This is a genomic window from Frateuria sp. GZRR33 (assembly GCF_051900425.1).
In the GTDB taxonomy this organism is placed as follows: domain Bacteria; phylum Pseudomonadota; class Gammaproteobacteria; order Xanthomonadales; family Rhodanobacteraceae; genus Frateuria_A.
The window spans coordinates 190824-212883 of record NZ_JBHZGK010000002.1; the positions used below are offsets into that span (position 1 = coordinate 190824).

At 69.8% G+C, this 22060-nt stretch carries 21 protein-coding genes; 12 read left to right on the forward strand and 9 right to left on the reverse strand.

The window, feature by feature from the left end; genetic code table 11:
* Positions 1 to 108: 108 nt before the first annotated feature.
* A complete protein-coding gene (locus ACFWZU_RS03260) occupies positions 109 to 513 on the reverse strand; it encodes a hypothetical protein (protein WP_439699976.1) in 405 nt (134 codons plus the stop codon).
* A gap of 64 nt (positions 514 to 577) precedes the next feature.
* Here ACFWZU_RS03260 and ACFWZU_RS03265 point away from each other — a divergent pair, with 64 nt between their 5' ends.
* The 4 genes from ACFWZU_RS03265 to ACFWZU_RS03280 all read left to right on the forward strand — a co-directional run bounded on the left by ACFWZU_RS03265 (position 578) and on the right by ACFWZU_RS03280 (position 5709).
* Positions 578 to 916 carry an MGMT family protein gene (locus ACFWZU_RS03265; RefSeq protein ID WP_439699977.1) on the forward strand — a complete coding sequence of 113 codons (339 nt, stop codon included), beginning with the start codon at positions 578 to 580 and terminating at the stop codon, positions 914 to 916.
* Between the two features lie 221 nt (positions 917 to 1137).
* Entirely contained in the window at positions 1138 to 2952 is a 1815-nt protein-coding gene (gene recQ / locus ACFWZU_RS03270) for a DNA helicase RecQ (RefSeq protein ID WP_439699978.1), read from the forward strand.
* Between the two features lie 517 nt (positions 2953 to 3469).
* Positions 3470 to 3994, forward strand: coding sequence for an FHA domain-containing protein (locus ACFWZU_RS03275; protein WP_439699979.1), 525 nt, complete (start codon positions 3470 to 3472; stop codon positions 3992 to 3994).
* Complete coding sequence (locus ACFWZU_RS03280) at positions 3979 to 5709, forward strand: protein kinase domain-containing protein (RefSeq protein WP_439699980.1); 1731 nt, start codon at positions 3979 to 3981, stop codon at positions 5707 to 5709. Before ACFWZU_RS03275 ends, ACFWZU_RS03280 begins: the two co-directional genes overlap by 16 nt.
* Before the next feature lie 133 nt (positions 5710 to 5842).
* Here ACFWZU_RS03280 and ACFWZU_RS03285 read toward each other — a convergent pair whose 3' ends face one another.
* The 4 genes from ACFWZU_RS03285 to ACFWZU_RS03300 all read right to left on the reverse strand — a co-directional run bounded on the left by ACFWZU_RS03285 (position 5843) and on the right by ACFWZU_RS03300 (position 9752).
* Positions 5843 to 6769 (reverse strand): LysM peptidoglycan-binding domain-containing protein, encoded by a 927-nt coding sequence (locus ACFWZU_RS03285; protein ID WP_439699981.1) that lies wholly within the window; start codon positions 6767 to 6769, stop codon positions 5843 to 5845.
* Positions 6770 to 6777: 8 nt separating this feature from the next.
* Positions 6778 to 7626, reverse strand: coding sequence for a PP2C family protein-serine/threonine phosphatase (locus ACFWZU_RS03290; protein ID WP_439699982.1), 849 nt, complete (start codon positions 7624 to 7626; stop codon positions 6778 to 6780).
* Positions 7627 to 7774: 148 nt separating this feature from the next.
* Positions 7775 to 8197 carry a DNA polymerase III subunit chi gene (locus tag ACFWZU_RS03295; RefSeq protein ID WP_439699983.1) on the reverse strand — a complete coding sequence of 141 codons (423 nt, stop codon included), beginning with the start codon at positions 8195 to 8197 and terminating at the stop codon, positions 7775 to 7777.
* A 61-nt stretch (positions 8198 to 8258) separates the two neighbouring features.
* Entirely contained in the window at positions 8259 to 9752 is a 1494-nt protein-coding gene (locus ACFWZU_RS03300) for a leucyl aminopeptidase (RefSeq protein ID WP_439699984.1), read from the reverse strand.
* Positions 9753 to 9855: 103 nt separating this feature from the next.
* Between ACFWZU_RS03300 and lptF the strand changes: the two genes are divergently transcribed.
* From lptF to ACFWZU_RS03320, 4 genes are all read left to right on the forward strand, one after another.
* Positions 9856 to 10968, forward strand: a complete 1113-nt coding sequence (gene lptF / locus ACFWZU_RS03305) for an LPS export ABC transporter permease LptF (protein ID WP_439699985.1) — start codon at positions 9856 to 9858, stop codon at positions 10966 to 10968.
* Entirely contained in the window at positions 10968 to 12065 is a 1098-nt protein-coding gene (gene lptG, locus ACFWZU_RS03310) for an LPS export ABC transporter permease LptG (protein WP_439699986.1), read from the forward strand. The genes lptF and lptG overlap by 1 nt, the downstream gene beginning before the upstream one ends.
* A gap of 97 nt (positions 12066 to 12162) precedes the next feature.
* Entirely contained in the window at positions 12163 to 12630 is a 468-nt protein-coding gene (locus ACFWZU_RS03315) for an OsmC family protein (RefSeq protein WP_439699987.1), read from the forward strand.
* Positions 12627 to 13376: an HAD family hydrolase gene (locus tag ACFWZU_RS03320; protein ID WP_439699988.1), complete on the forward strand. Its 750-nt coding sequence runs from the start codon at positions 12627 to 12629 to the stop codon at positions 13374 to 13376. The genes ACFWZU_RS03315 and ACFWZU_RS03320 overlap by 4 nt, the downstream gene beginning before the upstream one ends.
* On the opposite strand, the gene ACFWZU_RS03325 is transcribed toward ACFWZU_RS03320, so the two are convergent.
* The 3 genes from ACFWZU_RS03325 to ACFWZU_RS03335 are packed head-to-tail and all read right to left on the reverse strand — an operon-like array spanning position 13373 to position 16393.
* Entirely contained in the window at positions 13373 to 14080 is a 708-nt protein-coding gene (locus ACFWZU_RS03325) for a TVP38/TMEM64 family protein (RefSeq protein ID WP_439699989.1), read from the reverse strand. The genes ACFWZU_RS03320 and ACFWZU_RS03325 overlap by 4 nt on opposite strands.
* Positions 14077 to 14637, reverse strand: a complete 561-nt coding sequence (locus ACFWZU_RS03330) for a nucleoside deaminase (RefSeq protein WP_439700172.1) — start codon at positions 14635 to 14637, stop codon at positions 14077 to 14079. The genes ACFWZU_RS03325 and ACFWZU_RS03330 overlap by 4 nt, the downstream gene beginning before the upstream one ends.
* A 4-nt stretch (positions 14638 to 14641) precedes the next feature.
* A complete protein-coding gene (locus ACFWZU_RS03335; RefSeq protein ID WP_439699990.1) occupies positions 14642 to 16393 on the reverse strand; it encodes a glutamine--tRNA ligase/YqeY domain fusion protein in 1752 nt (583 codons plus the stop codon).
* Between the two features lie 226 nt (positions 16394 to 16619).
* Between ACFWZU_RS03335 and ACFWZU_RS03340 the strand changes: the two genes are divergently transcribed.
* The 3 genes from ACFWZU_RS03340 to ACFWZU_RS03350 are packed head-to-tail and all read left to right on the forward strand — an operon-like array spanning position 16620 to position 18356.
* Positions 16620 to 16895 (forward strand): putative signal transducing protein, encoded by a 276-nt coding sequence (locus ACFWZU_RS03340; RefSeq protein ID WP_439699991.1) that lies wholly within the window; start codon positions 16620 to 16622, stop codon positions 16893 to 16895.
* On the forward strand, positions 16892 to 17803 hold the full coding sequence (locus tag ACFWZU_RS03345) for a DMT family transporter (protein ID WP_439699992.1): 912 nt from the start codon (positions 16892 to 16894) through the stop codon (positions 17801 to 17803). The genes ACFWZU_RS03340 and ACFWZU_RS03345 overlap by 4 nt, the downstream gene beginning before the upstream one ends.
* A 34-nt stretch (positions 17804 to 17837) precedes the next feature.
* Positions 17838 to 18356 carry an adenine phosphoribosyltransferase gene (locus ACFWZU_RS03350; protein ID WP_439699993.1) on the forward strand — a complete coding sequence of 173 codons (519 nt, stop codon included), beginning with the start codon at positions 17838 to 17840 and terminating at the stop codon, positions 18354 to 18356.
* Here the strand turns inward: ACFWZU_RS03350 and ACFWZU_RS03355 are convergent.
* Positions 18350 to 19081, reverse strand: coding sequence for a lysophospholipid acyltransferase family protein (locus ACFWZU_RS03355; protein ID WP_439699994.1), 732 nt, complete (start codon positions 19079 to 19081; stop codon positions 18350 to 18352). The genes ACFWZU_RS03350 and ACFWZU_RS03355 overlap by 7 nt on opposite strands.
* Positions 19082 to 19256: 175 nt before the next feature.
* Between ACFWZU_RS03355 and clpB the strand changes: the two genes are divergently transcribed.
* Positions 19257 to 21848: an ATP-dependent chaperone ClpB gene (gene clpB / locus ACFWZU_RS03360; RefSeq protein ID WP_439699995.1), complete on the forward strand. Its 2592-nt coding sequence runs from the start codon at positions 19257 to 19259 to the stop codon at positions 21846 to 21848.
* The last annotated feature ends 212 nt before the right edge of the window (positions 21849 to 22060 follow it).

Below are 22060 nucleotides of genomic sequence, written 5' to 3' on the forward strand. Positions count from 1 at the left end.
CGTGCCGCCCGGGGCGGACATCGTGCCGTCCGAGCCCGCTTGTGCGCGATGCCTTGCGGGTAGACCGGGAGCATCGCCCGCAAGCGGGCTGCTACGAAAAGCGTTCCATCAGAAGCTGTCGCCTCCGCTCGCGATGATCTGTTCGAGCTGGTCACCCAGCAGGCCCAGTTCGCCGATCAGGCGTTCGAGTTCGCTGCCGTCGAGGAATTCGTACGGGCGGTTCTCGCACAGGTGCAGGAATGGCGAGCCATCCAGGTCCGCCACGGCGAGGAAGCCGGTCCGCTGTTCCCAGTTGAAGCGCAGGCAGCGGCGCGGGTCGGTGCCCGCCAGCGGGCCGATAGGCGTGGACAGGCGCAGGTAGCGGCGGCCGCCCTCGTCCTCCAGTTCCGCCAGGTAGATGCCCTGGTGGCGCCCCAGCGGCAGGGCCAGATCGAAGCTGATCAGGTAGGGATCGTTCTGTCGCAGCGCGTACTGGCTGCCGACGTGGGAACGCACGGCTTCGAAATGGCGCATGGGCGGACTCCTTGGTGCGGCCTGGATGGTAACCTCCCGCCGCATCGTGCCCAAGTGACGAGCCATGCAGGAAAGCCACGCCCGCGTCTACGCCGCCATCGCCGCCATCCCGCGCGGCCGCGTTGCAAGCTATGGCGCGATCGCGGCCCGCGCCGGCTTGCCGGGCCGCGCGCGGCTGGTCGGCAGGCTGCTGGGCGAGACGCCCGAAGGCATGGAGCTGCCGTGGTATCGCGTGCTGCGCGCGAGCGGTCAGGTCGCGCTGCCGCCGGGTAGCAGGGGCTTCCGGGAGCAGTGCCGCCTGCTGCGCGCCGAGGGCATCGAGGTGGTCAACGGCCGCGTGCCGCTGTCGCGCTTCGGGCTGGATGCGGACCTCGACCGCGCACTCTGGGGCATGCCCACCTAGAACCCCGGACAACCGCTCGGCCCTGACCTTGCAGCTCGCCCCGGGCGGCAGTCTCCGGTCCCGCGCAGGGCGTGCTCCTTCAGAGAAAAAGCGTTTTCGGCTGGCTCGACTTAGGGATGGTGGCCGGGGACCGCCCTTCATCTTTCGGGGGGCGGCGCGCCTACGCGCAACGGCGTGCGTCGCCGACGGCCGTGGGACGTCGCTTTGGTAGCATGCACGCGATGTCTTCCAGCGCCCTCGATCTCCTCCACAGCGTTTTCGGTTACGCCAGCTTTCGCGGCCAGCAGCAGGCCATCGTGCAGGCGGTGGCCGAAGGCGGCGACGCGCTGGTGCTGATGCCGACCGGCGGCGGCAAGTCACTGTGCTATCAGATTCCCGCACTGCTGCGACCTGGCACCGCGATCGTGGTTTCGCCGCTGATCGCGCTGATGCAGGACCAGGTCGATGCCTTGCGCGAGGCGGGCGTGGCGGCGGCCTACCTCAACTCGAGCCTGGAGGCCGGGGACCAGCGCGAGGTAGAGCGGCGGCTGCTCGCCGGTGGCTTGAAACTGCTTTACGTGGCGCCCGAGCGCCTCCTCACGGCCCGCTTCCTGGGCCTGCTCGAACAGATCGACGTGGCCTTGTTCGCCATCGACGAAGCGCACTGCGTCTCGCAGTGGGGCCATGACTTCCGCCCGGAATACCGCGAGCTGGCGGTACTGGCCGAGCGTTTCCCGCAGGTTCCGCGCATCGCACTCACCGCCACCGCCGACCCGCGCACACGCGAGGAAATCGTCGAGCGGCTCGGGCTCGGGCGGGCGCACCAGTTCGTTTCCAGCTTCGACCGGCCCAACATCCGCTACCACGTCGCGCTCAAGCACAACCCGCGCACGCAGCTGATGCAGTTCCTCGACGGCCACCGTGGCGAGGCCGGCATCGTCTACGCGCTGAGCCGCAAGAAGGTCGATGACACCGCCGCCTGGCTCGCCGAGGCGGGCGTCGAGGCGCTGCCGTACCACGCGGGCCTGGATGCCCGTACGCGCGCGGCCAACCAGCAGCGCTTCCTGCGCGAGGACGGCGTGGTGATGGTCGCCACGGTCGCCTTCGGCATGGGCATCGACAAACCCGACGTGCGCTTCGTCGCGCACCTGGACCTGCCCCGTTCGATGGAAGGCTATTACCAGGAGACCGGCCGTGCCGGGCGTGACGGTCTGCCGGCCGAGGCGTTGATGCTCTACGGCCTGTCCGACGTGGTGACGATGAGCCAGATGATCGCCCAGTCCGATTCAGCCGACGAGCGCAAGCGCATCGAGCGGCAGAAACTCGAAGGCCTGCTCGCCTTCGCCGAGGCCACGCGCTGCCGGCGCGAGCTGCTGCTGGGCGCCTTCGGCGAGGACTTCCAGGGGCCCTGCGGCCACTGCGACAACTGCCTGGAACCGCCGAAGACCTGGGACGCCACGGTTCCCGCGCAGAAGGCGCTCTCCGCGGTCTACCGCAGCGGCCAGCGTTTCGGTGCCGGCCACGTGATCGACATCCTGCGCGGCATCGAAGGCGAGCGCATGCGCCAGCTCGGCCATGAGCGCCTGACCACCTTCGGCATCGGTGCGGACATGGACGAGAAGGGTTGGCGCTCGGTGTTCCGCCAGCTGCTCGCCGCGGGCCTGCTGGAAGCCGACGCCGAGGGCTACGGCACGCTGCGCCTCACGCCCGCCAGCCGGACTGTGCTGACCGGCGGCCAGCAGGTGCTGTTGCGCGAGGACGCCCGCCCCGTCCGCAGCGCCCGTCGTCGCCGCGACAGCCAGCTGGTGACCGGCACGAGCCTGGGCATCGAAGCCTACGAGCAACCGCTGTGGGACGCCCTGCGCGGCCTGCGCACCCGGCTGGCCAAGCAGCAGGGCGTGCCGCCATATGTGGTGTTCCACGACGCCACGCTGCTGGCGATGCTCCGCGCCATGCCCGCCAACGAGGACGAGCTGGCGGACGTCAGCGGTGTCGGCGAGGCCAAGCTCAAGCGTTACGGCCGTGACTTCCTGGCCGTGATCAACGCGACCGATTAGCGTCCCGCGTCAGGTCACCGCGAGTGCGTCCGGCGGCACCAGCTGCTCCAGCAGCGAGATCACCTCGGCCATCCGGAAGGGCTTGCGCAGGAAGGCCCGATACCCGCAGGTCTCCCGCCGCCGCAAGCCCGACAGCCGCCACTGGCCCGGCAGACGAAGACGCGGTGGACTGGGCGATGTGGTTCCAACCGCCGCCCGCATCGCTGTGCGGATGCTCGATCGTCCGGAGCCTGCCGAATCGGCACGCGCGAACCGCCCAGACGCCTATAGTGCCGCAAACGGGCGGCAGCCGGGCCTTTCACGATCCGTGCACGGGTGCGGGGCGACGGTCGCAAGCCATCGCGGGACCCGGTTACCGGCCGACAGGCCCAGGCCTGGGGCAGGGAGGCGAACTGGCCGTGCCCGGCCCTGTGACGGGGTTCGCGGCCCGGCGGCTTGACGGCGGAGAGCGGGTGTCCCCATGCCTTGATGACGGACGCTTGGTTATAGTGCGCGGATATCCCACCGAGGCATATCGATGGACAGCCCTGGCCAGACTCCCGTTCTTTCCCGCTCCAAGCGATCGTCCGGACCGCAGGGAACCCGGCTGTTCTCCGCCGAGGAACTGCGCCAGGTTGCCCGGGAAGCGGCCCCGGTCCTGCTCGGCCGCGCCAGCGCCGCCGCGCCGGTGCTGGAGGGCGCCACCGGGGCGCTCCAGGGTACGCGAATATCCCTGCGCTCGGGCCGGCAGACGATCGGCCGGCGCGGGGACAACGACATCGTGCTGGACGACCTCAGCGTGTCGGCCTCGCACGCGTGGATCATGAACCAGCAAAGCCACTACGTGGTCATGAACACCCTCTCGACCAACGGCACCTTCGTCAACGGCAAGCGGGTCCACGAGGCGACCCTGCGCCACGGCGACCGCGTCCGCTTCGGGCAGGTGGAGTTCACGTTCCTCACCCGCGAACGCGGGGCCGGGGTTGCCTCCCGGCACGGCTGGCTGGCGCTCGGCGCGGCGGCGCTGGTGGCGATGGGAGTGGCGGCATGGTGGCTGGTCTGACCCCAGCCGCAGAGGAGCGCGCGATCCCGCCGACGGTGGGACGCTACCGCATCGAGGGCGTGCTCGGCGCCGGCGCCATGGCGGTGGTCTACGCCGGCTTCGATCCGGAAATCGAGCGCCAGGTCGCGATCAAGTGCCTGCGCAACGCAGTGGCGGCCGATCCGTCCTATCGGGCGCGCTTCGTCACCGAGGCACGCGCCGTCGGCCACCTGACCCATCCGCACATCGTCACCCTGTTCGACGTGGGCGAGATGGACGACGGCCGCCCCTACATCGCGATGGAGCGCCTGTCCGGCGACACCCTCGCAAGCCGCGTCGCGCGCGAAGGCTTTCCGCCGTTGCCGGTGATCCTCGGGCTGGTCGAGCAAATCGCCGGGGCGCTCGATTACGCGCATGCGCAGGGCGTCATCCACCAGGACATCAAGCCGGAGAACATCATGCTCTCCGACGGCTGGCAGCACGCCAAGGTGAGCGACTTCGGCATCGCCGAACGGCGCGACCCGCGCAGTGCCGGCGCACCGCGTCGCGAGATCGGCGGCACGCCGGCCTACATGGCGCCGGAACACCTGCGCGGCGAGCGGACCGATGCGCGCAGCGACCTGTTCTCGCTCGGCGTGGTGCTGTTCTGGCTGCTGAGCGGCAAGCTTCCGTGGGAGGAGACCGGCGACGTCCGGCGCCTGCTGGCCGAGCGCCAGCGCCTGCCGCAGCCCACGCTGCAGCCGCGCGACCCGTTCACGCCCACGATCCTGCTGGACATCGTGCAGACGCTGCTGGCGCCGGCACCGCAGGACCGCTACCAGCGCGGCGCCGAACTGATCGACGACCTGCGCCTGGCCCTGCGCGAGTACGAGCGCCTGCACGAGAAGCCGATCGCCACCCGGCTGATCTCGCTGCGCCTGCGTTGGGCAGGCATCCTGGCCGCGGTGCTGAGCCTGACCCTGCTGATCGGCCTGGCGGCGATCTACGCGCGGCAGAACGCGGCGGTGACCGGCCTGGCGCAGGACTACGGGCGCTCGCTCGGCCGCATGGTCGCCAGCGAGGCGGCCGAGAACCTGCTCCTGGACGACCGTGCCGCCACGCGCGCGCTGGTGCAGGACATCGCACGCAACAAGCAGATCTATTACCTCGCGGTGGCCAACCGCTACGGCGAGGTGGTCGCCAGCACGCGCCAGGACGAGCAGGGCAAGCCGCTGCCAAAACGCACCAACGAGCAATTCCTGCCCGGTGCGGCCGACATTGCGAGTTACCGCGTGCGCCTGCCGGACGGTGACGACTCCGGCGAGATGCTGGTGTTCGACGTGCCGGTCAACTACCAGACGGCCAAGGTCGGCCAGTTGCGGCTGGGCATCAGCGATGCCCCGCTGCGGGCAGCCCAGAAGACCACGCTCCAGGCCATCGTCGCCGTGTTGCTGGTGACGCTGGCGGCGGTGACCGGCGCGGCCTACTGGCTGTTCCGCCGCCTGCTCGGCCTGCTGGACGTGCTTGGCGAGGCCATGTTGCGGGTTGGCCGGGGCGACTTCCGGCATCGTATCCGGCTGGTGCGCCACGACGAACTGGGCCGCCTGTTCACCGCCTTCAACCTGATGTGCAACGCCTTGCAGGCACGCGAGCGGCGGCCCGGTCGGCCCACCGCCAAACCGACGTCACCGCTGGAACTGCCCACCCGCATCCTGCCGACGGCAGAACGGGTGGAGGACAAGGCGACGCGGGATTAGGGCGCGGCCTGCGGGGATGGGAGGAAGCCCATCCCCATCCCAGCCTTCCCTCGAAGGGGGAAGCCCGGGATCCTGCGCCGTTGAGCCGCCCCGCCAAGGACGGGGCAGGCAAGGATACCGATCCGGCGAGCCCTCAGAACTGCTTCAACCGCTGCTTGAGCTCAAGCGCCCGTGCGCGGTACACCGTCGCCGGCTCGAAATCTGGCTCGATCGCCAGCACGCGGTTCCACAGGGAGATCGCCTGGTCCAGCTGCTGGTCGCGGTAGAGCACGATCGCCCGCTGGTGGTAGACCGAAACCAGCTGCTGGCGGAGCGCCCTGGCATCGGCGCCCGAAGGCGGCAGTTGCGGGTCGGCGTCCAGCGCCTGGTCCATCCGTTCCAGCGCCTGGCTGTGCTGGCCCTTGTGCAGCAGCGCGAGGCTTTCGTCCTGCAGGCGGCGCGCTTTGGCCACGCCCGAGCCATCGGCGGCAGGTGCCGCCGACGGCTCGGCGGTGGACTGCACCGGGCCTTCCGGCCGCGTGCCGGCGGCCAGTCGCGAAGCGGGGACGCGCAGGGTCTGGCCCACGCGCAGCATGGAAGGATCGGCCGAGTCGTTGTAGCGGGCCAGGATCAGGAAGCGCCCGCCGTCACCGAGGAAGCGGGCGGCCAGCGTGCTGTAGGAATCGCCCGGGCGTACCACGTAAGGGCGCGAGGCGTGGCCCAGCGCCTCTTCCGGGTCGACCGTGAGCTGGCGGAGCATCGCCTGCGCGGCACGGTCGTCCGGGTAGGCCGCGAGGTAGCGGCGCAGTTGCCGCTCGCCCTCGGCATAGTGTCCGGACTGCAGCTGGTCGTTGATGATCGACGTCAGCGAGGGCGGCGGCGCCTCGTCCGCCGGGGCCGGCGCCGGCGCCGGGGCGGCGGCGGGCGTCACCGTGACGGTTGGCTTGCCGCGGCCGGAGATGCGTGCCTTCAGCTGCTGCAGCTGGGCGCAGCCGCCCAGGCCGACGGCCAGCATTCCGACCAGCAGCAGTGGCCCCAGTCGCGGGCTGTGCGCGAAGCGCGCGTCTAGCGAGTTTTGCACCGATTCCCTCATACCTGTCCGATACCCACGTCGCTCGCCATGCGGCGGCGGGCAAGTCGTTTCCACAGCCGGCGGCCATGGGCGCGCAACCATTGCACCCAGCCTATCCGGGCGAAGATCAAGGAGACATTGTCGCCGTCCGCGCCGCCGCGCTCCACTGCCCGTAACAGCGCCTCCTGCACGGCGCCGCGCAGGTTGCCCCGGCGGGCGAACCGGCCCAGTTCCTCGGTCGAGAGTCGCTCCCACACGCCGTCGCTGCAGAGCACGAAGGCCTGGCCGGGGCGCAACGTCGCCAGGCCGTGTTCGACCTGCGGCGGCTGCGGCCCACCCAGCCCGCGCAGCAGCATGTGCTGGTCGACGTCCTCGCCCATCGCCTCGGCGGCGAGCTCGCCGCGGGCCACTTTCAGTTGCGCCACGCTGTGATCCTCGGTCCGCCCGAGGCAGCGTCCGCCCTGGAACCGGTAAAGCCGGCTGTCGCCGACGTGCGCCCAGCAGGCGCGTCGCCCGCGGACCAGCAGCGCGACCACCGTCGAGTGCGGTTCGGCCCCCACCAGCCCTTCGCCGCGCCGGCGCAGCTCGGCGTGGGCGGACTGGCACAGCGTTTCAAGGAACAGGGGGCCTGGCTGCTCGCGCCACAGGCCCTGCTGCCACAACCGGCGCGTTACATCGATGACCCCGGCGGAGGCCAGTTCGCCGGCGCCGTCGCCGCCCATGCCGTCGGCCAGGACCAGCAGCCGCGCGTCGCTGGCCGCGTCGTGCAGGCAGATGCAGGCATCCTGTTGCGTGGCGCGCCCGCCGCGCGCGCGGCCAGCCGCGACCGCCGGCATTGCCTGGGCTTCCTCGATCCCCTGGTCCATCGTCCGGCCCCTGTCCGAAGATGACCAAGAGCATACCGCCTGGACGCCGCTGTGCGTGTGCGGCCAGCCGCCCCGATCGGCCCGGTGCGCGAGCGACGTGTTGTCGCGCCGGGAGATCCGCCGTCACCGGTCGCGCACAGGTGCGCTCCTACATGTCGAACTTGGCCAGCTCGAAGCCGCGTTGCTGGTACTCGCGCCAGCGATCGCGCGAGCCGGTGCGCTCGGCCGGGTCGGCAGCCACCACTTCCAGCACCCGCTCGAAGCGGCCGGCCGGGCACGTCTCGCGCAGGTTGATCAGCAGCGCGCGGTCCGCGGTCTCGATACCGGGCGGCACGATCAGCACCGCGGTGTGCGCGTCGTCCTCGTCCCCGGCGAGCTGGTGCGGGATGTAGGCGTCGCTGTCGAAATCCCACAGCAGTTCGTCCACCGCCTCGGCCTGCTCGAAGTCGCGGGTGAGGATCAGCGTCGGCTGCTGCGCCGCGTAGGCGCGACGGGCCAGCTCGCACACCAGCAGCAGCGGCTGTTCGCGAAAGCGCGGCTTGTCGATCAGGTAGAAGTCGGCGCGAGGCATGGTCGACTCGGCAGGAGGAAGGGAACGCCGGCGCCGCGCGCGCGGCGCCGGTGCGTGGCGATCAGCCGGCGCGGTCGATCAGCCACTGCGCCAGCAGCGGCACCGGGCGGCCGGTGGCGAGACCCTTGCGGCCCTCGTCCCAGGCGGTGCCGGCGATGTCCAGGTGCGCCCAGCGCTGGCCTTCGGTGAAACGCGAGAGGAAGCAGGCGGCGGTGATCGCGCCTGCGCTCTTGCCGCCGATGTTGGCCACGTCGGCGAAGCCCGATTCCAGCTGCACCTGATAGTCGTCCCACAGCGGCAGGCGCCAGGCACGGTCGAGCGTGTTTTCGCCCGCGTCGAGCAGTTCGGCGGCCAGGTCGTCGTGCTTGCTCATCAGGCCGGTGGCGTGTTTGCCCAGCGCGATGACGCAGGCGCCGGTCAGCGTGGCGGCATCGACGATCGCCTTTGGCTGGTAGGTCTGCGCGGTCCAGGTCAGGGCGTCGCACAGGATCAGGCGGCCTTCGGCGTCGGTGTTGAGCACCTCGATGGTCAGGCCCGACAGGCTGGTGAGCACGTCGCTGGGGCGGTAGCTGTCGCCGTCGGGCATGTTTTCGGCCGAGGGCACCACGCAGACCAGGTTGAGCTTGAGCTTCATCTTTACGGCGGCGACGAACGCGCCGAGCACGCCCGCCGCGCCGCCCATGTCGAACTTCATCTCTTCCATGCCCGCGCCGGGCTTGAGACTGAGGCCGCCCGAATCGAAGGTGATGCCCTTGCCGACGAACGCGTAGGGCTTGTCGCCCTCGGCGCCGCCCTTGTATTCGAGCGCGATCAGGCGCGGCTTGTTGGCCGAGCCGCGGCCGACCGCCAGCAGCGAGCCGAAGCCGAGCCTGTCCATTTCCCCGTGGTCGAGCACGCGGCAGCTGACGCCCTCGTTGGCCTCGGCGAACGCCTGCGCGCGCGCTGCTATGTAGACCGGGTTGCAGATGTTCGGCGGCAGGTTGGCCAGCTCGCGGGCGAAGCGCACGCCTTCGGCAATCGCCACGGCCTGGTCGAGGCCAGGCCTGGCTTCATCGCCAGCGGCCAGGGCGACCGACTTCAGTTCCGGCTGCGTGTTCTTCTCGCGCGGCTTGAAGGTGGCGGTGTAGCGATAGGCCGCGTGGTCGGCGGCCAGTGCCGCGGTGCGCACGCGCCAGGCGGCATCACGGCCCGGCACATCCACTTCGGTAAGGAAGGACACGGCCGAATCGACCGGCAGCTTGCCCAGCGCGCGGATGGCTTCGAGGTTGACCTTCTGGTACCGGGCCGCGTCGAAGCTCTTCTGCGCGCCCAGGCCCACCACCAGCACGCGGCGGGCGGCCACGCCGGCCGGCGCGAACAGCATGCTGACGCTGCCGGCCTTGCCGTTGACGTCGCCGCTTTCGACCTGGCGCTTGATCGCGCCCTCGGCCGCGCCATCCACGCGTGCGGCCGCGCTGGTCAGCAGGCCGTTCTCGTAGACACCCACCACCAGGCAGGGGGTATCGACGGTTTCGGGCGAGGTGCTGGCGGCAACCAGACTGAACTGAAGCGTCATCGGGAGGGGTCCTGCGAAGTAAGAAAGAGTGCGAACCGTTAGACTTGGCGGTCAGAGCATCCCTAAGCGCCGGCCTGCGGTGCGAGACCTTCAATCCTATCGCATGCTGAGCATCCTCGACCGATACTTCCTGCGCGAGCTGGCCCAGACCGTGGCGGCCACGACCATCGTGCTGGTCGCGATCATTACCGGCACGACGTTCGCCAAGGTCCTGCAACAGGTCGCCGGCGGCAGCTTCCCGGCCAGCGTGATGTTCCCGGTGCTGGGCCTGCGCACGCTGGACGGACTGACCAACCTGCTGCCGCTGGCCGGCTTCCTCGGCGTCATGATGGCGCTGGGCCGCATGTACCGCGAAAGCGAGATGCACGTGCTGGCCTCCTCCGGCATGGGGCCGGGCGGCCTGCTCAAGCCGGTGGCGATCCTGGCCGGCATCATCGTGCTGGTCACCGGTGCGGTGTCGTTGTGGCTGGGCCCGTGGGCGGTGCGCACCGCCGATGCGCTGGTGGCCGAGGCCAACCGCTCGGTGATCGCCGCGGGGCTGGATGCCGGCCGCTTCACCGAGCTGCCGGGCAAGGGCGGCATCATTTTCGTCGACTCGCTCAGCCGCGATGGCAGCGTGCTTGGCAAGACCTTCGTGGCCACCGAAGGCGCGGACAGCGATGGCGTGCGCCAGCTCAAGGTGGTCACTGCCGCGGGCGGGCAGCTGTACCAGGAGAGCAACGGCGAAGGCCGCTTCATGGCGTTGCGCAACGGCTGGCAGTACAAGATCCCGCTCGGCCGCGACGACTGGTGGCGCATGCAGTACGCGCGCAACGACATCGCCCTGTCCGACGTGAAGGCCGACGACGAGGAAGATCCGGCCCACTCGCAGGGCACCTGGGCGCTGGCCAACTCGCCTTCGCCCGACGCGCGCGCCGAGTTCGCCTGGCGCATCCACGCGCCGCCAATGGCGTTCGTGCTGCTGATGCTGGCGTTGCCGCTGTCGCGGCAGAGCCCGCGCGAGCCGCGCTACGGGCGCATCCTGCTGGCGCTGCTGGGCTTCTACTTCTATTACCTGCTGCTGGCGCTGGGGCGCGCACAGATCGGCAAGGGCCACTGGGCCAACTCGCTGCCTCTGCTGCTGGTGCATCTGCTGGCGCTGGCGCTGGCGGGGTGGCTGTTCTGGAAACAGCACGCCCCGCGCAAGCCACGCGGTCCGCGCAAGGCGGTGGCGTGATGGGCCTGGCGATCAAGCGGGTCGACCGGCTGGTCGGCCTCACGGTGCTGGGCTCGTTGCTGACCACCTGGCTGGTGCTGACCGGTTTCGACGTGGTGACGCAGTTGCTGCGCCAGCTGGGTTTCGTCGGACGCAACGGGTTCACCACCTTCGACGCGATCAGCTACGTGCTGGTGACGGTGCCCCGGCGCCTGTACGAGTACTTCATTTTCGCCGCGGTGATCGGCGGCCTGATGGGGCTGGGCAGCCTGGCCGGCAACGGCGAGCTCACCGCGCTGCGCGCCGCGGGCATGTCGCGGCTGCGCATCGCCGCCTCGGCGGCCGGCGTGGTCGCCGTGCTGATCGTGGGCGTGACCATCCTGGGCGAGACCGCAGCGCCATGGGGCGACCAGAAGGCGCAGGCCATCCAGTTGCGCATGAAGGCCAACCACCTGGGCCTGTCCGGCAACACCGGTCTGTGGGCGCGCGACGGCAACCGGATCGTCAATGCCAAGGCCACGCTGATCAAGCAGGTGCAGGGCCACAACGTGGTGCAGCTGGCCGACGTACGCGTGTTCACACTGTCGCCGGACGGCCAGATCGACCGTTTCGACTGGGCGCAGTCGGCGGAGAACGACGGGCGCGAGTGGATCCTCAAGGGCGTGCGCAGCACCACGCTCGACGCGAGCGGCACGCACACCTCCCGCCACGCCAGCGAGCGTTGGGATTCGCGGCTCAACCCGCGTGTGCTCGAGCAGTCGGTGATCCAGCCGCAGTACCTGCCGATGCGCGATCTCTACCGCAACATGAGCTACCTCGAACGCAACGGGCAGAACCCGGGCGTCTACGCGGTGACCTTCTGGGGCCGCGTGCTCTATCCGCTCAACACGCTGGTGCTGGTGCTGTGCGCGATGCCGTTCGCCTTCGGCGCGTTGCGCTCGGGCGGCCTGGGCAAGCGTATCTTCGTCGGCATCCTGCTGGCGATTGGCTGGTACTTCCTGCAGAAGGCGCTGGTCAATTTCGCGACGATCTATGGGGTGCCGCCGCTGCCGGCCAACCTGCTGCCTGCGGCGGTGCTTGGGCTGGGCGCATGGCTGTACTTCCGCAAGCGGACCTGACGCTTCTGTAGGAGCGCACCCTGCGCGCGACCGCCATGGCCCATGGTCGCGCACAGGGTGCGCCCCTGAAGGGTTTCTGGGCCCAAAGGAAACGCGCATGAGCAAGCACACCGCCGAACTGACCTGGGTCCGCGAGGACCAGCCTTTCTTGGACAACCGCTACAGCCGGCGCCACATGGTGCGCTTCGATGGCGGCGAACAACTGCCGATGTCCTCGTCGGCAGACGTGGTGCCGGTACCGATGTCCGATCCCTCAGCGGTGGATCCGGAGGAGGCTTTCGTCGCCTCGCTGGCGAGTTGCCACATGTTGTGGTTCCTCAGCCTGGCCGCACGCCAGGGTTTCCGCGTGGACAGCTACCGCGACGCCGCGATCGGCAGCATGGGACGCGACGGGCAGGGGCGGACCGTGATGCGCGACGTGCTGCTGCGTCCGCGCGTGGATTTTTCCGGGGACGCCCGGCCCACGCGCGAACAGGTCGAGCACCTGCACCACCAGGCGCACCAGACGTGTTTCCTGGCCAACTCGGTGCGCTGCGACGTGCGTTGCGAGCCGGTGTTCGAGTGAGCGTCGGGCCGCCCGGTCTGGTCATCTTCGACTGCGACGGCGTGCTGGTCGACAGCGAACCGATCGCCAACTGCGTGCTCGCGCGGCTGCTGGCCGAGCAAGGACTGGTTCTCGATGACAGCCAGATGGACGAGCTGTTCCTTGGCCGCACCATGGCGCACTGCCTGGCGCTGGCCGCCGAACGGCTCGGCCGGGCCCTGCCGGAGGACTTCGAGGCCGAGCACGACCGGCGCCTGTTCGACGCGCTGGCTGCCGGACTTGCGCCTGTGCCGGGCGTGGTACGCGTGCTCGACGGGTTGGCGCTACCGTTCTGTGTGGCCTCCAACGGCGGCCCGGAGAAGGTGCGCTTCAGCCTGGGCCGGGTCGGCCTGCTGCCTCGCTTCGAGGGCCACCTGTTCAGTGCCGCCCATGTCGCGCGCGGCAAGCCGGCGCCCGACCTCTTCCTGCACGCCGCCCGCTGCATGGACGTGGCGCCCGCGGCCTGCGTGGTGGTCGAGGATTCGCCGGCCGGTGTGGCTGGCGGCGTCGCGGCGGGCATGACGGTGCTCGGCTTCGCGGCCCGCACGCCGGCGGCGCGACTGCGCGAGGCAGGCGCGCACCGCCTGTTCACCACCATGGACGAACTGCCGGGCCTCCTGGAGTCACTGGCGCATGCGGCGGCCACCGAGCCCTTGCAGGAGCGCCCCGGTGCGCGAGCGCCATCCGCCCGGCTGCGCCCGGAGTCACCCTTGCAGACGACCCGCTAGCCTTGCTGCTGCCGCTGGCGCCGCGTGAGTCGGCCGATCAGCAGCGGCACCAGCGCCAGCAGGGCGATCGCGCCCAACGGCAGCAGTACCTCGCGATGCATGAAAAGGCCCAGGCCGATCCGGTCGCTCTGCCTGAGCGCATGCCCCAGGCCGGCACCGATCGAGGTCTCGAACACCAGCGCGACGGTGCCACCCAGCCAGGTGGCACCGACGAACAGCCACATCGGGCAACGCAGCCAGGCCAGGCAGACGGTGATCAGCCCGAACGGCGCCACCGGCACGAAGCGCAGGAACAGCGTGTAGCTGACCGGGTGCTGCTCGAAGCCCTGGTGCAGCCGCGCCACCAGCGCCGGCGGGTGGCGGCTGCCCGCGCCGAAGGCATAGCGGCTGGCCAGGAACAGGATCAGCGAGCCCAGGGTCAACCCGATCGACGACCAGGTGGTCCCCTCGACCACGCCGAAGGCGAAGCCGCCAGCGAAGATGATGATCACCGTGCCGGGGATGCCGGTCGCCATCGCAAGCGTCAGCAGGCCGATGTAGGCCAGACGCGAGAGCCAGGGATTGGCCGCGATCTGCGCGTGCATCTCGGCCTGGTGCGCGACCAGTTGCTCGGGGTTGAGGCGGTCCAGCGCGCCGGAGGCGAACAGCACCACGCCGGCGACCACCAGCAGCAGCAACGGCAGGGCGGCGCGCAGCCGGGTCAATAGTGCGCTCCGCTCTGGCCGTAGTCGGCGAGCACCACGCGCGCTTCCTCGCGCAGGATGTCGCGGCGCACGGCAATGCCGCGGCGTTCGAGCTGGCTGACCCAGTCGGCCGGCAGCGGGCCTTCGTCGAAGGTGGTAAGCGATTCGACATCCTCGGCGCGCGCGCCGATCAGCAGTTCGTCGATGCCCGCCCACACGGTGGCGCCGTAGCACTGGCAGCACGGCTGCGCGCTGGTCGCCAGGATGAAGCGGCCGTTGGTGCCGGCGTTGAGGCGGAAGCTCGCCAGCCGCTGCTGCGCCAGCATGTAGGCCATCATCTCCGCATGCGCCACCGAGCAGTTCTGCGGCACGACGCGGTTGATGCCGGCCGAAACCAGCCGGCCATCCTCGTGGAACACCGCCGCGCCGAACGGCCCGCCGTGGCTGCGCCTGACGTTCTGGCGGGCGAGCTCGATGGCCAGGCCCACGCGCTCCTCGTCGGAGAGGTAGCGCTTGCGGGTATCGGCGACCTCTTCCACCCACGGCGGAAGAGTCAGATGCAGTTGCAGGGGCAGCAGCACGTCAGCCCTGCTTGGCCCAGGTGTCGCGCAGGGTCACGGTGCGGTTGAACACCGGCGCGTCCGGCCGGTGGTCGATGCGGTCGGCGACGAAGTAGCCCAGCCGCTCGAACTGGAAGCGCTGTTCCGGTTCGACATGTGCCGCCGCCGGCTCCAGCCAGCCGCGGCCCACGCGCTTGGCGTCGGGATTGATGTGTTCGATCCAGCTCTTGCCGTCGCTCTCGTCGTCCGGCGCCGGTACGTCGAACAGGCGGTCGTAGAGGCGCACCTCGGCGGCGACCGCGTGGCGCGCGCTGACCCAGTGGATGGTGCCCTTGACCTTGCGGTCGGCGCCCGGCAGGCCGGCGCGCGAGTCCGGATCGAGCGTGCAGCGCAGTTCGATCACGTCGCCGGCGGCGTCCTTGACCACTTCCCCGCACTTGACGATGCCCACGCCGCGCAGCCGCACCTCGCCGTCGGGGACCAGGCGCTTGAAGCCCTTGGGCGGCACCTCGGCGAAGTCCTCGCGCTCGATCCACACGGTGCTCCCGAACGGCACCTCGCGTGTGCCGAAGCTCTCGTCCTTCGGATGATTGGAGAAGACGAGAGTCTCTTCGTGATTGCCGGGCAGGTTGGTGATGGTCAGCTTGATCGGATCGAGCACGGCCATGCGCCGCGGCGCGGTGGCGTCCAGGTCCTCACGCACGCAGTTCTCGAGGATGGCGTAGTCGATCACGCTGTTCTGCTTGCTGATGCCGAGCCGCTCGATCAGCAGGCGCAGGCCGGCCGGCGTGAAGCCGCGCCGGCGCAGGCCGCGCAGGGTGTTCATGCGTGGGTCGTCCCAGCCGTCGACCAGGCCTTCGTTCACCAGTTGCGCGAGTTTGCGCTTGCTGGTGATGCAGTAGGACAGATTCAGGCGCGAGAACTCGATCTGCCGCGGCTTGGCGGGCCTGGCCTCCAGGCCGGCCTCGACCACCGACCGCCACAGCGCCGGATGCGCGGTGAGGTCGACGTTGTCCACGCACCAGTCGTAGAGCGGGCGATGGTCCTCGAACTCCAGCGTGCACAGCGAATGGGTGATGCCTTCCATCGCGTCCGACAGCGCGTGGGCGAAGTCGTACATCGGGTAGATCGGCCAGGCGTCGCCGGTGTTCTGGTGGGCGACCTTGCGGATACGGTAGAGCGCCGGGTCGCGCAGGTTGATGTTGCCCGAGGCCATGTCGATCTTCGCGCGCAGCGTCTTGCTGCCGTCGGCGAACTCGCCCGCGCGCATGCGCTTGAACAGGTCGAGATTTTCCTCAACGGAACGGTCGCGGTACGGGGAATTGCGGCCCGGCTCGGTCAGCGTGCCGCGGTATTCGCGCACCTCGTCGGCAGACAGGTCGTCGACGTAGGCCTTGCCGTCCTCGATCAGCTTGAGCGCAGCGCGGTAGAACACATCGAAATAGTCCGACGCGTGGCGCAGGTCGTGCCACTCGTAGCCCAGCCAGCGGACGTCGTCCTTGATGCCCTCGACGAACTCGGGGTCTTCCTTGCCCGGATTGGTGTCGTCCAGGCGCAGGTTGCACCAGCCGCCGAACTCGCGCGCGATGCCGAAGTTCAGGCAGATCGCCTTGGCGTGGCCGATGTGCAGGTAGCCGTTGGGCTCGGGCGGGAAGCGCGTGCGGATCGCCGTGTGCTTGCCGCTGGCGAGGTCCTCGCGAATGATCTGGCGCACGAAATCCCGCGGCATGTTTTCCTGGTTGGGGGCTTCGGCGGCGGGGTTCTCGCTGGACATCGGTGCGGCTCGGGCGGGTACGGGGCGGAAACCGGGGAGTTTACCCTGAGTTGCGAGTGGCCCTGCGTTCTTTTCGTGGCGGCGGGGAAACCGCTCCCGCGCAACCCTCTGCCGGGAGGAGGGCTTCGTCGGGTTCCCTTCCAGCACCGGGCCTCTTCGCTCGCTCTCCGAGGCGAGGCGGGGCGTTCCGCTTGCCGCTCCGTTCGCCGCGCAGTAGCGTGGCCGCATGCGCATCGCCTACCGAGCCGAAAGCCTGATCGACGCCCATCTGGTGAAGGATGCGCTGGAACGCGATGACATTCCCGCGTTCGTGTCCGGCGAGTACCTGACCGGGGCGGTGGGCCAGCTGCCCGCGCTCGACTACGTCGCCGTGATGGTGCCCGAATCCTCCGCCGAGGCCGCCGAAGCGGTGGTGCGCCAGGTCGAGGCGCAGCTGGCCGAGGCGCGCGCATCGATCGGCGACTGGGACGGCGACACGCAACTGGCGACCGATACGCCGTGACCGCACAGGCTCCCCAGGCCGCGGCGCCCGGCGCGCCGCCGGCGGCGGTCGGCCGCATGGCGCTGGGCGCGATGCTGCTGTCCACCACCAGCATCTTCGTCGTGCTGGCACAGGTGGCGCCGACCGTCTCGGCGTTCTACCGCATGCTGTTCGGCGGCGCGATGCTTTTCGGCTGGGTGGTACTGACCCGGCGGTGGGTACGCATCCGCTGGCGCGACCTCACGCTCGCGCTGCTGCCGGCGCTGGGGTTCTCACTCGACCTGATCTTCTGGCACCGCTCGATCCTCTGGGTCGGCCCCGGCGTCGCCACGTTGCTGACCAACTTCCAGGTGTTCCTGATGGCACTGGTCGGCTGGTGGGTCTACCGCGAGCGGCTGGGGCGATGGTTCGTGCCGGGCCTGGCGGTGGCGCTGGCCGGGTTGTGGCTGCTGGTCGGTGCGCACTGGTCGCTGTTCGACGCGCGGCATCGGCTGGGCGTGTGGCTCGGGCTTGCCAGCGGCGTGGCCTATACGTTGTACCTGCTGAGCTTCCGGCGGGCGCTGTCCGGGCACACGGCATTGTCGGCTGCCCAGTTCCTGGGGTTGATGAGCCTGCTGAGCGCGGGGCTGCTGCTCGCCTGGGGCGGCTTCGAGGGCGACACCTTCGCGCTGACGACGGCGCGCAGCTGGAGCGCGTTGCTGGCCCTGGGTTTCTTCGGTCAGGTGATCGCCTGGCTGTTGATGGTGCGCGCAATGCCGTTGCTGCCGGCGTCGCTGGTGGGGCTGCTGCTCCTGCTGCAGCCGGCGCTGGCTTTCGTGCTGGATGTGCTGTTGTTCAAGCGCCCCACTGGTGCTGGCGACTGGCTGGGACTGGCGCTGGCCTTGGCCGGCATCCTGCTGGGCACGCTGCGCGGCGCCCGGCGAAAATAGGCGATCCTGCACGACTCCCGACGAGGGCCATGCCATGCACGACTTCGAAGCCTTCATCCGCGCCATTCCCGACTTCCCGCAGCCGGGCGTCGTGTTCCGCGACGTCACGCCGCTGCTGGCCGATGCGGGCGCCTTCGCGCGCTGCATCGATGCCCTTGCCGAGCCCTGGCTGGGCGAGGGCGTGCGGGTGGTGTGCGGGATCGAGTCGCGCGGCTTCATCTTCGGCGCGGCACTGGCGCAAAAGCTCAACGCGGGCTTCGTGCCGCTGCGCAAGCCGGGCAAGCTGCCGCCGCCGGTGGTCGCCATCGATTACGCGCTGGAGTACGGCCACGACCGGCTGGAAGTGCGCGCCGATGCATTGGCCCGCGGCGAACGCGCGCTGCTGGTCGATGACGTGCTCGCCACCGGCGGCACGCTGGCCGCGGCGCAGGCGCTGCTCGAGCGGCTCGGCGTCGAATTGGTGGGGGCGGGCGTGGTGATCGAGCTGGAGGCGCTCGCGGGCAGGGCGCGCTGGCAGGGCAAGGCGCCGCTGCACGCGCTGCTGCGCTACTGAGCAGAGCTTTCGGCCAGTAACGCGACCACCGCCTCGCGCGCCTGCCGGGCCAGCGCACTGCGCTCGTGGGGCACGAGCCCCTGGCTGGAGAGCGGACTGCCGAACCGCACCACGATTTTTCCAGGGCGCACATGAAAGCCCGCGGCCGGCAATACCCTGCCGCTGCCTTCGATCGCCACCGGCACCACCGCCACGCCGGCCTCGATCGCCAGCTGGAAGGCGCCGCCCTTGAACGGGCCCACACGGCCGCGGCTGCGCGTGCCTTCCGGGAACGCACAAACGCTGGCCCCGCCACGCACGACCTCGACCGCCGCACGCAGGCGGCGCGCCGAACTGCGTGCGCTGGCGCGCTCGATGAACACCATGCCCATCGCCTGTGCGTACCAGCCGACGAAGGGCACCTTCGCCAGCTCCTGCTTCAGCACGAAACGCAACGGCACCGGCACGGCGCGGAACAGCGCGCAGATGTCGATCATCGACTGGTGGTTGGCCACGAATATGTGCGGCCGCGACCAGTCGACCCGATCCAGTCCGTGCACTTCCAGCCGCGCGCCGGCGCCGTGCAGCAGCCCGGGCGCCCAGCAGCGAGAGGCCATCCGCAGCGGCCAGTGGCGTCCGCCGGTGAGCAGGCGCACCAACAGCGCCAGGCAGATCCAGGCGGCGGTCCAGAGCAGGGTGAAAAGCAATTGCAGCGCGTTGAACCACGCCCACGCGAGGCTGCTCATACACGCGATCCGGAAGGTTTCATCACACGGCGTCCCTGCGGGCTGAACCGAAAATGATACGGGCCCGGCCCCTGCCCCGAACAGGTGTGCCGGTCGTCTTGAAGGCCACTGAGACGCCCCTATCTCATGCGCATCGCGGCCGGGGGCCGCCCTGGATTTTCGAAGGATCCACATCATGCGGATGGACAAACTCACCTCGCGTTTCCAGCAGGCGCTGGCCGACGCGCAGTCGCTGGCCGTGGGCCGCGACAACAACATCCTGGAGCCGGCGCACGTGATGGCCGCGCTGCTCGACCAGCAGGGCGGCTCGACCGCGCCGCTGCTGACCCAGGCGCACGTCAACGTGCCGGCGCTGCGCGAGCGCGTCGGCGAGATCCTCGGCCGGCTGCCGCAGGTGCGCGGGCAGGAAGGCAACATCAGCGTCGGCAACGACCTGACGCGCCTGCTCAACCTGACCGACAAGCTCGCGCAGCAGCGCGGCGACCAGTTCATCGCCAGCGAGCTGTTCGTGCTGGCGGCGCTGGAGGACAAGGGCGAGGTCGGCGCGGCGCTGAAGGCCGCCGGCGCCACCAAGGCCAACCTGGAAGCGGCGATCGACAAGGTGCGTGGCGGCGAGAAGGTGCAGAGCGAGAACGCCGAAGACCAGCGCCAGGCGCTGGAGAAGTACTGCGTCGACCTGACCTCGCGCGCCGAGAGCGGCAAGCTCGATCCGGTGATCGGCCGCGACGAGGAGATCCGCCGCACCATCCAGGTGCTGCAGCGGCGCACCAAGAACAACCCGGTGCTGATCGGCGAGCCGGGCGTGGGCAAGACCGCGATCGTCGAGGGGCTGGCCCAGCGCATCGTCAAGGGCGAGGTACCCGAGGGCCTGCGTGACCGCCGCGTGCTGGCCCTGGACATGGGCGCGCTGATCGCCGGCGCCAAGTTCCGCGGCGAGTTCGAGGAGCGCCTGAAAGCCGTGCTGAATGACCTGGCCAAGCAGGAAGGGCGGGTGATCCTGTTCATCGACGAACTGCACACCATGGTCGGCGCCGGCAAGGCCGAGGGCGCGATGGATGCGGGCAACATGTTGAAGCCCGCGCTGGCGCGCGGCGAGCTGCACTGCATCGGCGCCACCACGCTGGACGAGTACCGCAAGTACATCGAGAAGGACGCCGCGCTGGAACGACGTTTCCAGAAGGTTTTCGTGGGCGAGCCTTCGGTCGAGGACACCATCGCCATCCTGCGCGGCCTGAAGGAGCGCTATGCGGTGCACCACGGTGTCGAGATCACCGATCCGGCGATCGTCGCCGCGGCCACGCTCTCCAACCGCTACATCACCGACCGCCAGCTGCCGGACAAGGCGATCGACCTGATGGACGAGGCGGCCAGCCGCATCCGCATGGAGATCGACTCCAAGCCGGAGGAGCTCGACCGCCTGGAGCGGCGCCTGACGCAGTTGAAGATCCAGCGCGAGATGCTGAAGAAGGAGACCGACGAGGCGTCCAAGAAGCGCCTGGCCGATCTGGAGAGCGACATCGAGAAGCTCGAACGCGAGTTCTCCGATTTGAACGAGGTGTGGAAGTCCGAGAAGGCCGCGCTGCAGGGTGCGACCAAGATCAAGGAGCAGATCGAGGCGGCGCGGCTGGAGCTGGAAGCGGCCCAGCGCCGGCAGGACTACGCCCGGATGAGCGAGATCCAGTACGGCCAGTTGCCGGAGCTCGAAAAGCAGCTCGCCGCCGCGCAGGCCGCCGAGAAGCAGGAGTTCAAGCTGGTGCAGGACCGCGTCACCGACGAGGAGATCGCGGAAGTCGTCTCGCGCTGGACCGGCATCCCGGTATCCAAGATGCTCGAGGGCGAACGCGAGAAGCTGCTGCACATGGAGGAGGCGCTGCACAAGCGCGTGGTCGGCCAGAACGAGGCGGTGCGCGCGGTGTCCGATGCGATCCGCCGCGCCCGCGCCGGCCTGTCCGATCCGAACCGTCCCTACGGCTCGTTCCTGTTCCTGGGTCCCACCGGCGTGGGCAAGACGGAGCTGTGCAAGGCGCTGGCCGAATTCCTGTTCGACACGTCCGAAGCGATGGTGCGCATCGACATGAGCGAGTTCATGGAGAAGCACTCCGTGGCTCGCCTGATCGGCGCCCCCCCGGGCTACGTCGGCTACGAGGAAGGCGGTTACCTCACCGAGGCGGTGCGCCGCCGCCCCTACGCGGTGATCCTGCTGGACGAGGTGGAGAAGGCGCACCCGGACGTGTTCAACATCCTGCTGCAGGTGCTGGACGACGGGCGCCTGACCGACGGCCAGGGCCGCACGGTGGACTTCCGCAACACCGTCATCGTGATGACCTCGAACCTGGGCTCGCAGATGATCCAGGACGCGGCCGATTCGGGCGGCGACCCCGAGGAGCAGTACACCAAGATGAAGGCGGCGGTGATGGGCGTGGTGCAGGCGCACTTCCGGCCCGAGTTCATCAACCGCCTGGACGAGCTGGTGGTGTTCCGGCCGCTGGAGAAGGACCAGATCCGTGCGATCGCGAAGATCCAGTTGGCCTACCTGGAGAAGCGGCTCGCCGAGCGGGATCTGAAGCTCGAGATCGGCGACAACGCGCTGGCGCTGCTGGGCAACGTGGGCTTCGATCCGGTCTACGGCGCGCGGCCGCTCAAGCGTGCGATCCAGCAGCAGCTGGAGAATCCGCTGGCGCGGGAAATCCTGGAAGGGCGCTTCACGCCAGGCACCACCATCCATGTGGATGCCGAGGGCGGGCGCCTTACCTTCAAAGCTGCCTGACGCCCGCATCGGCGCGCGGCTCTGCTCCCTCTCCCCTCCGGGGAGAGGGCTGGGGTGAGGGGCGGGGCTCGCGGGAAATTCTGCTATTGCCTTGAACCATTCCTGCGCAAGCAGGAATGGCTTTTCTTTATCCTTCGCCCGCCCGAAGTCCGTGGCGAGCCTCGGCCCCTCACCCCAACCCTCTCCCCGGAGGGGAGAGGGAGCTGTTCCGG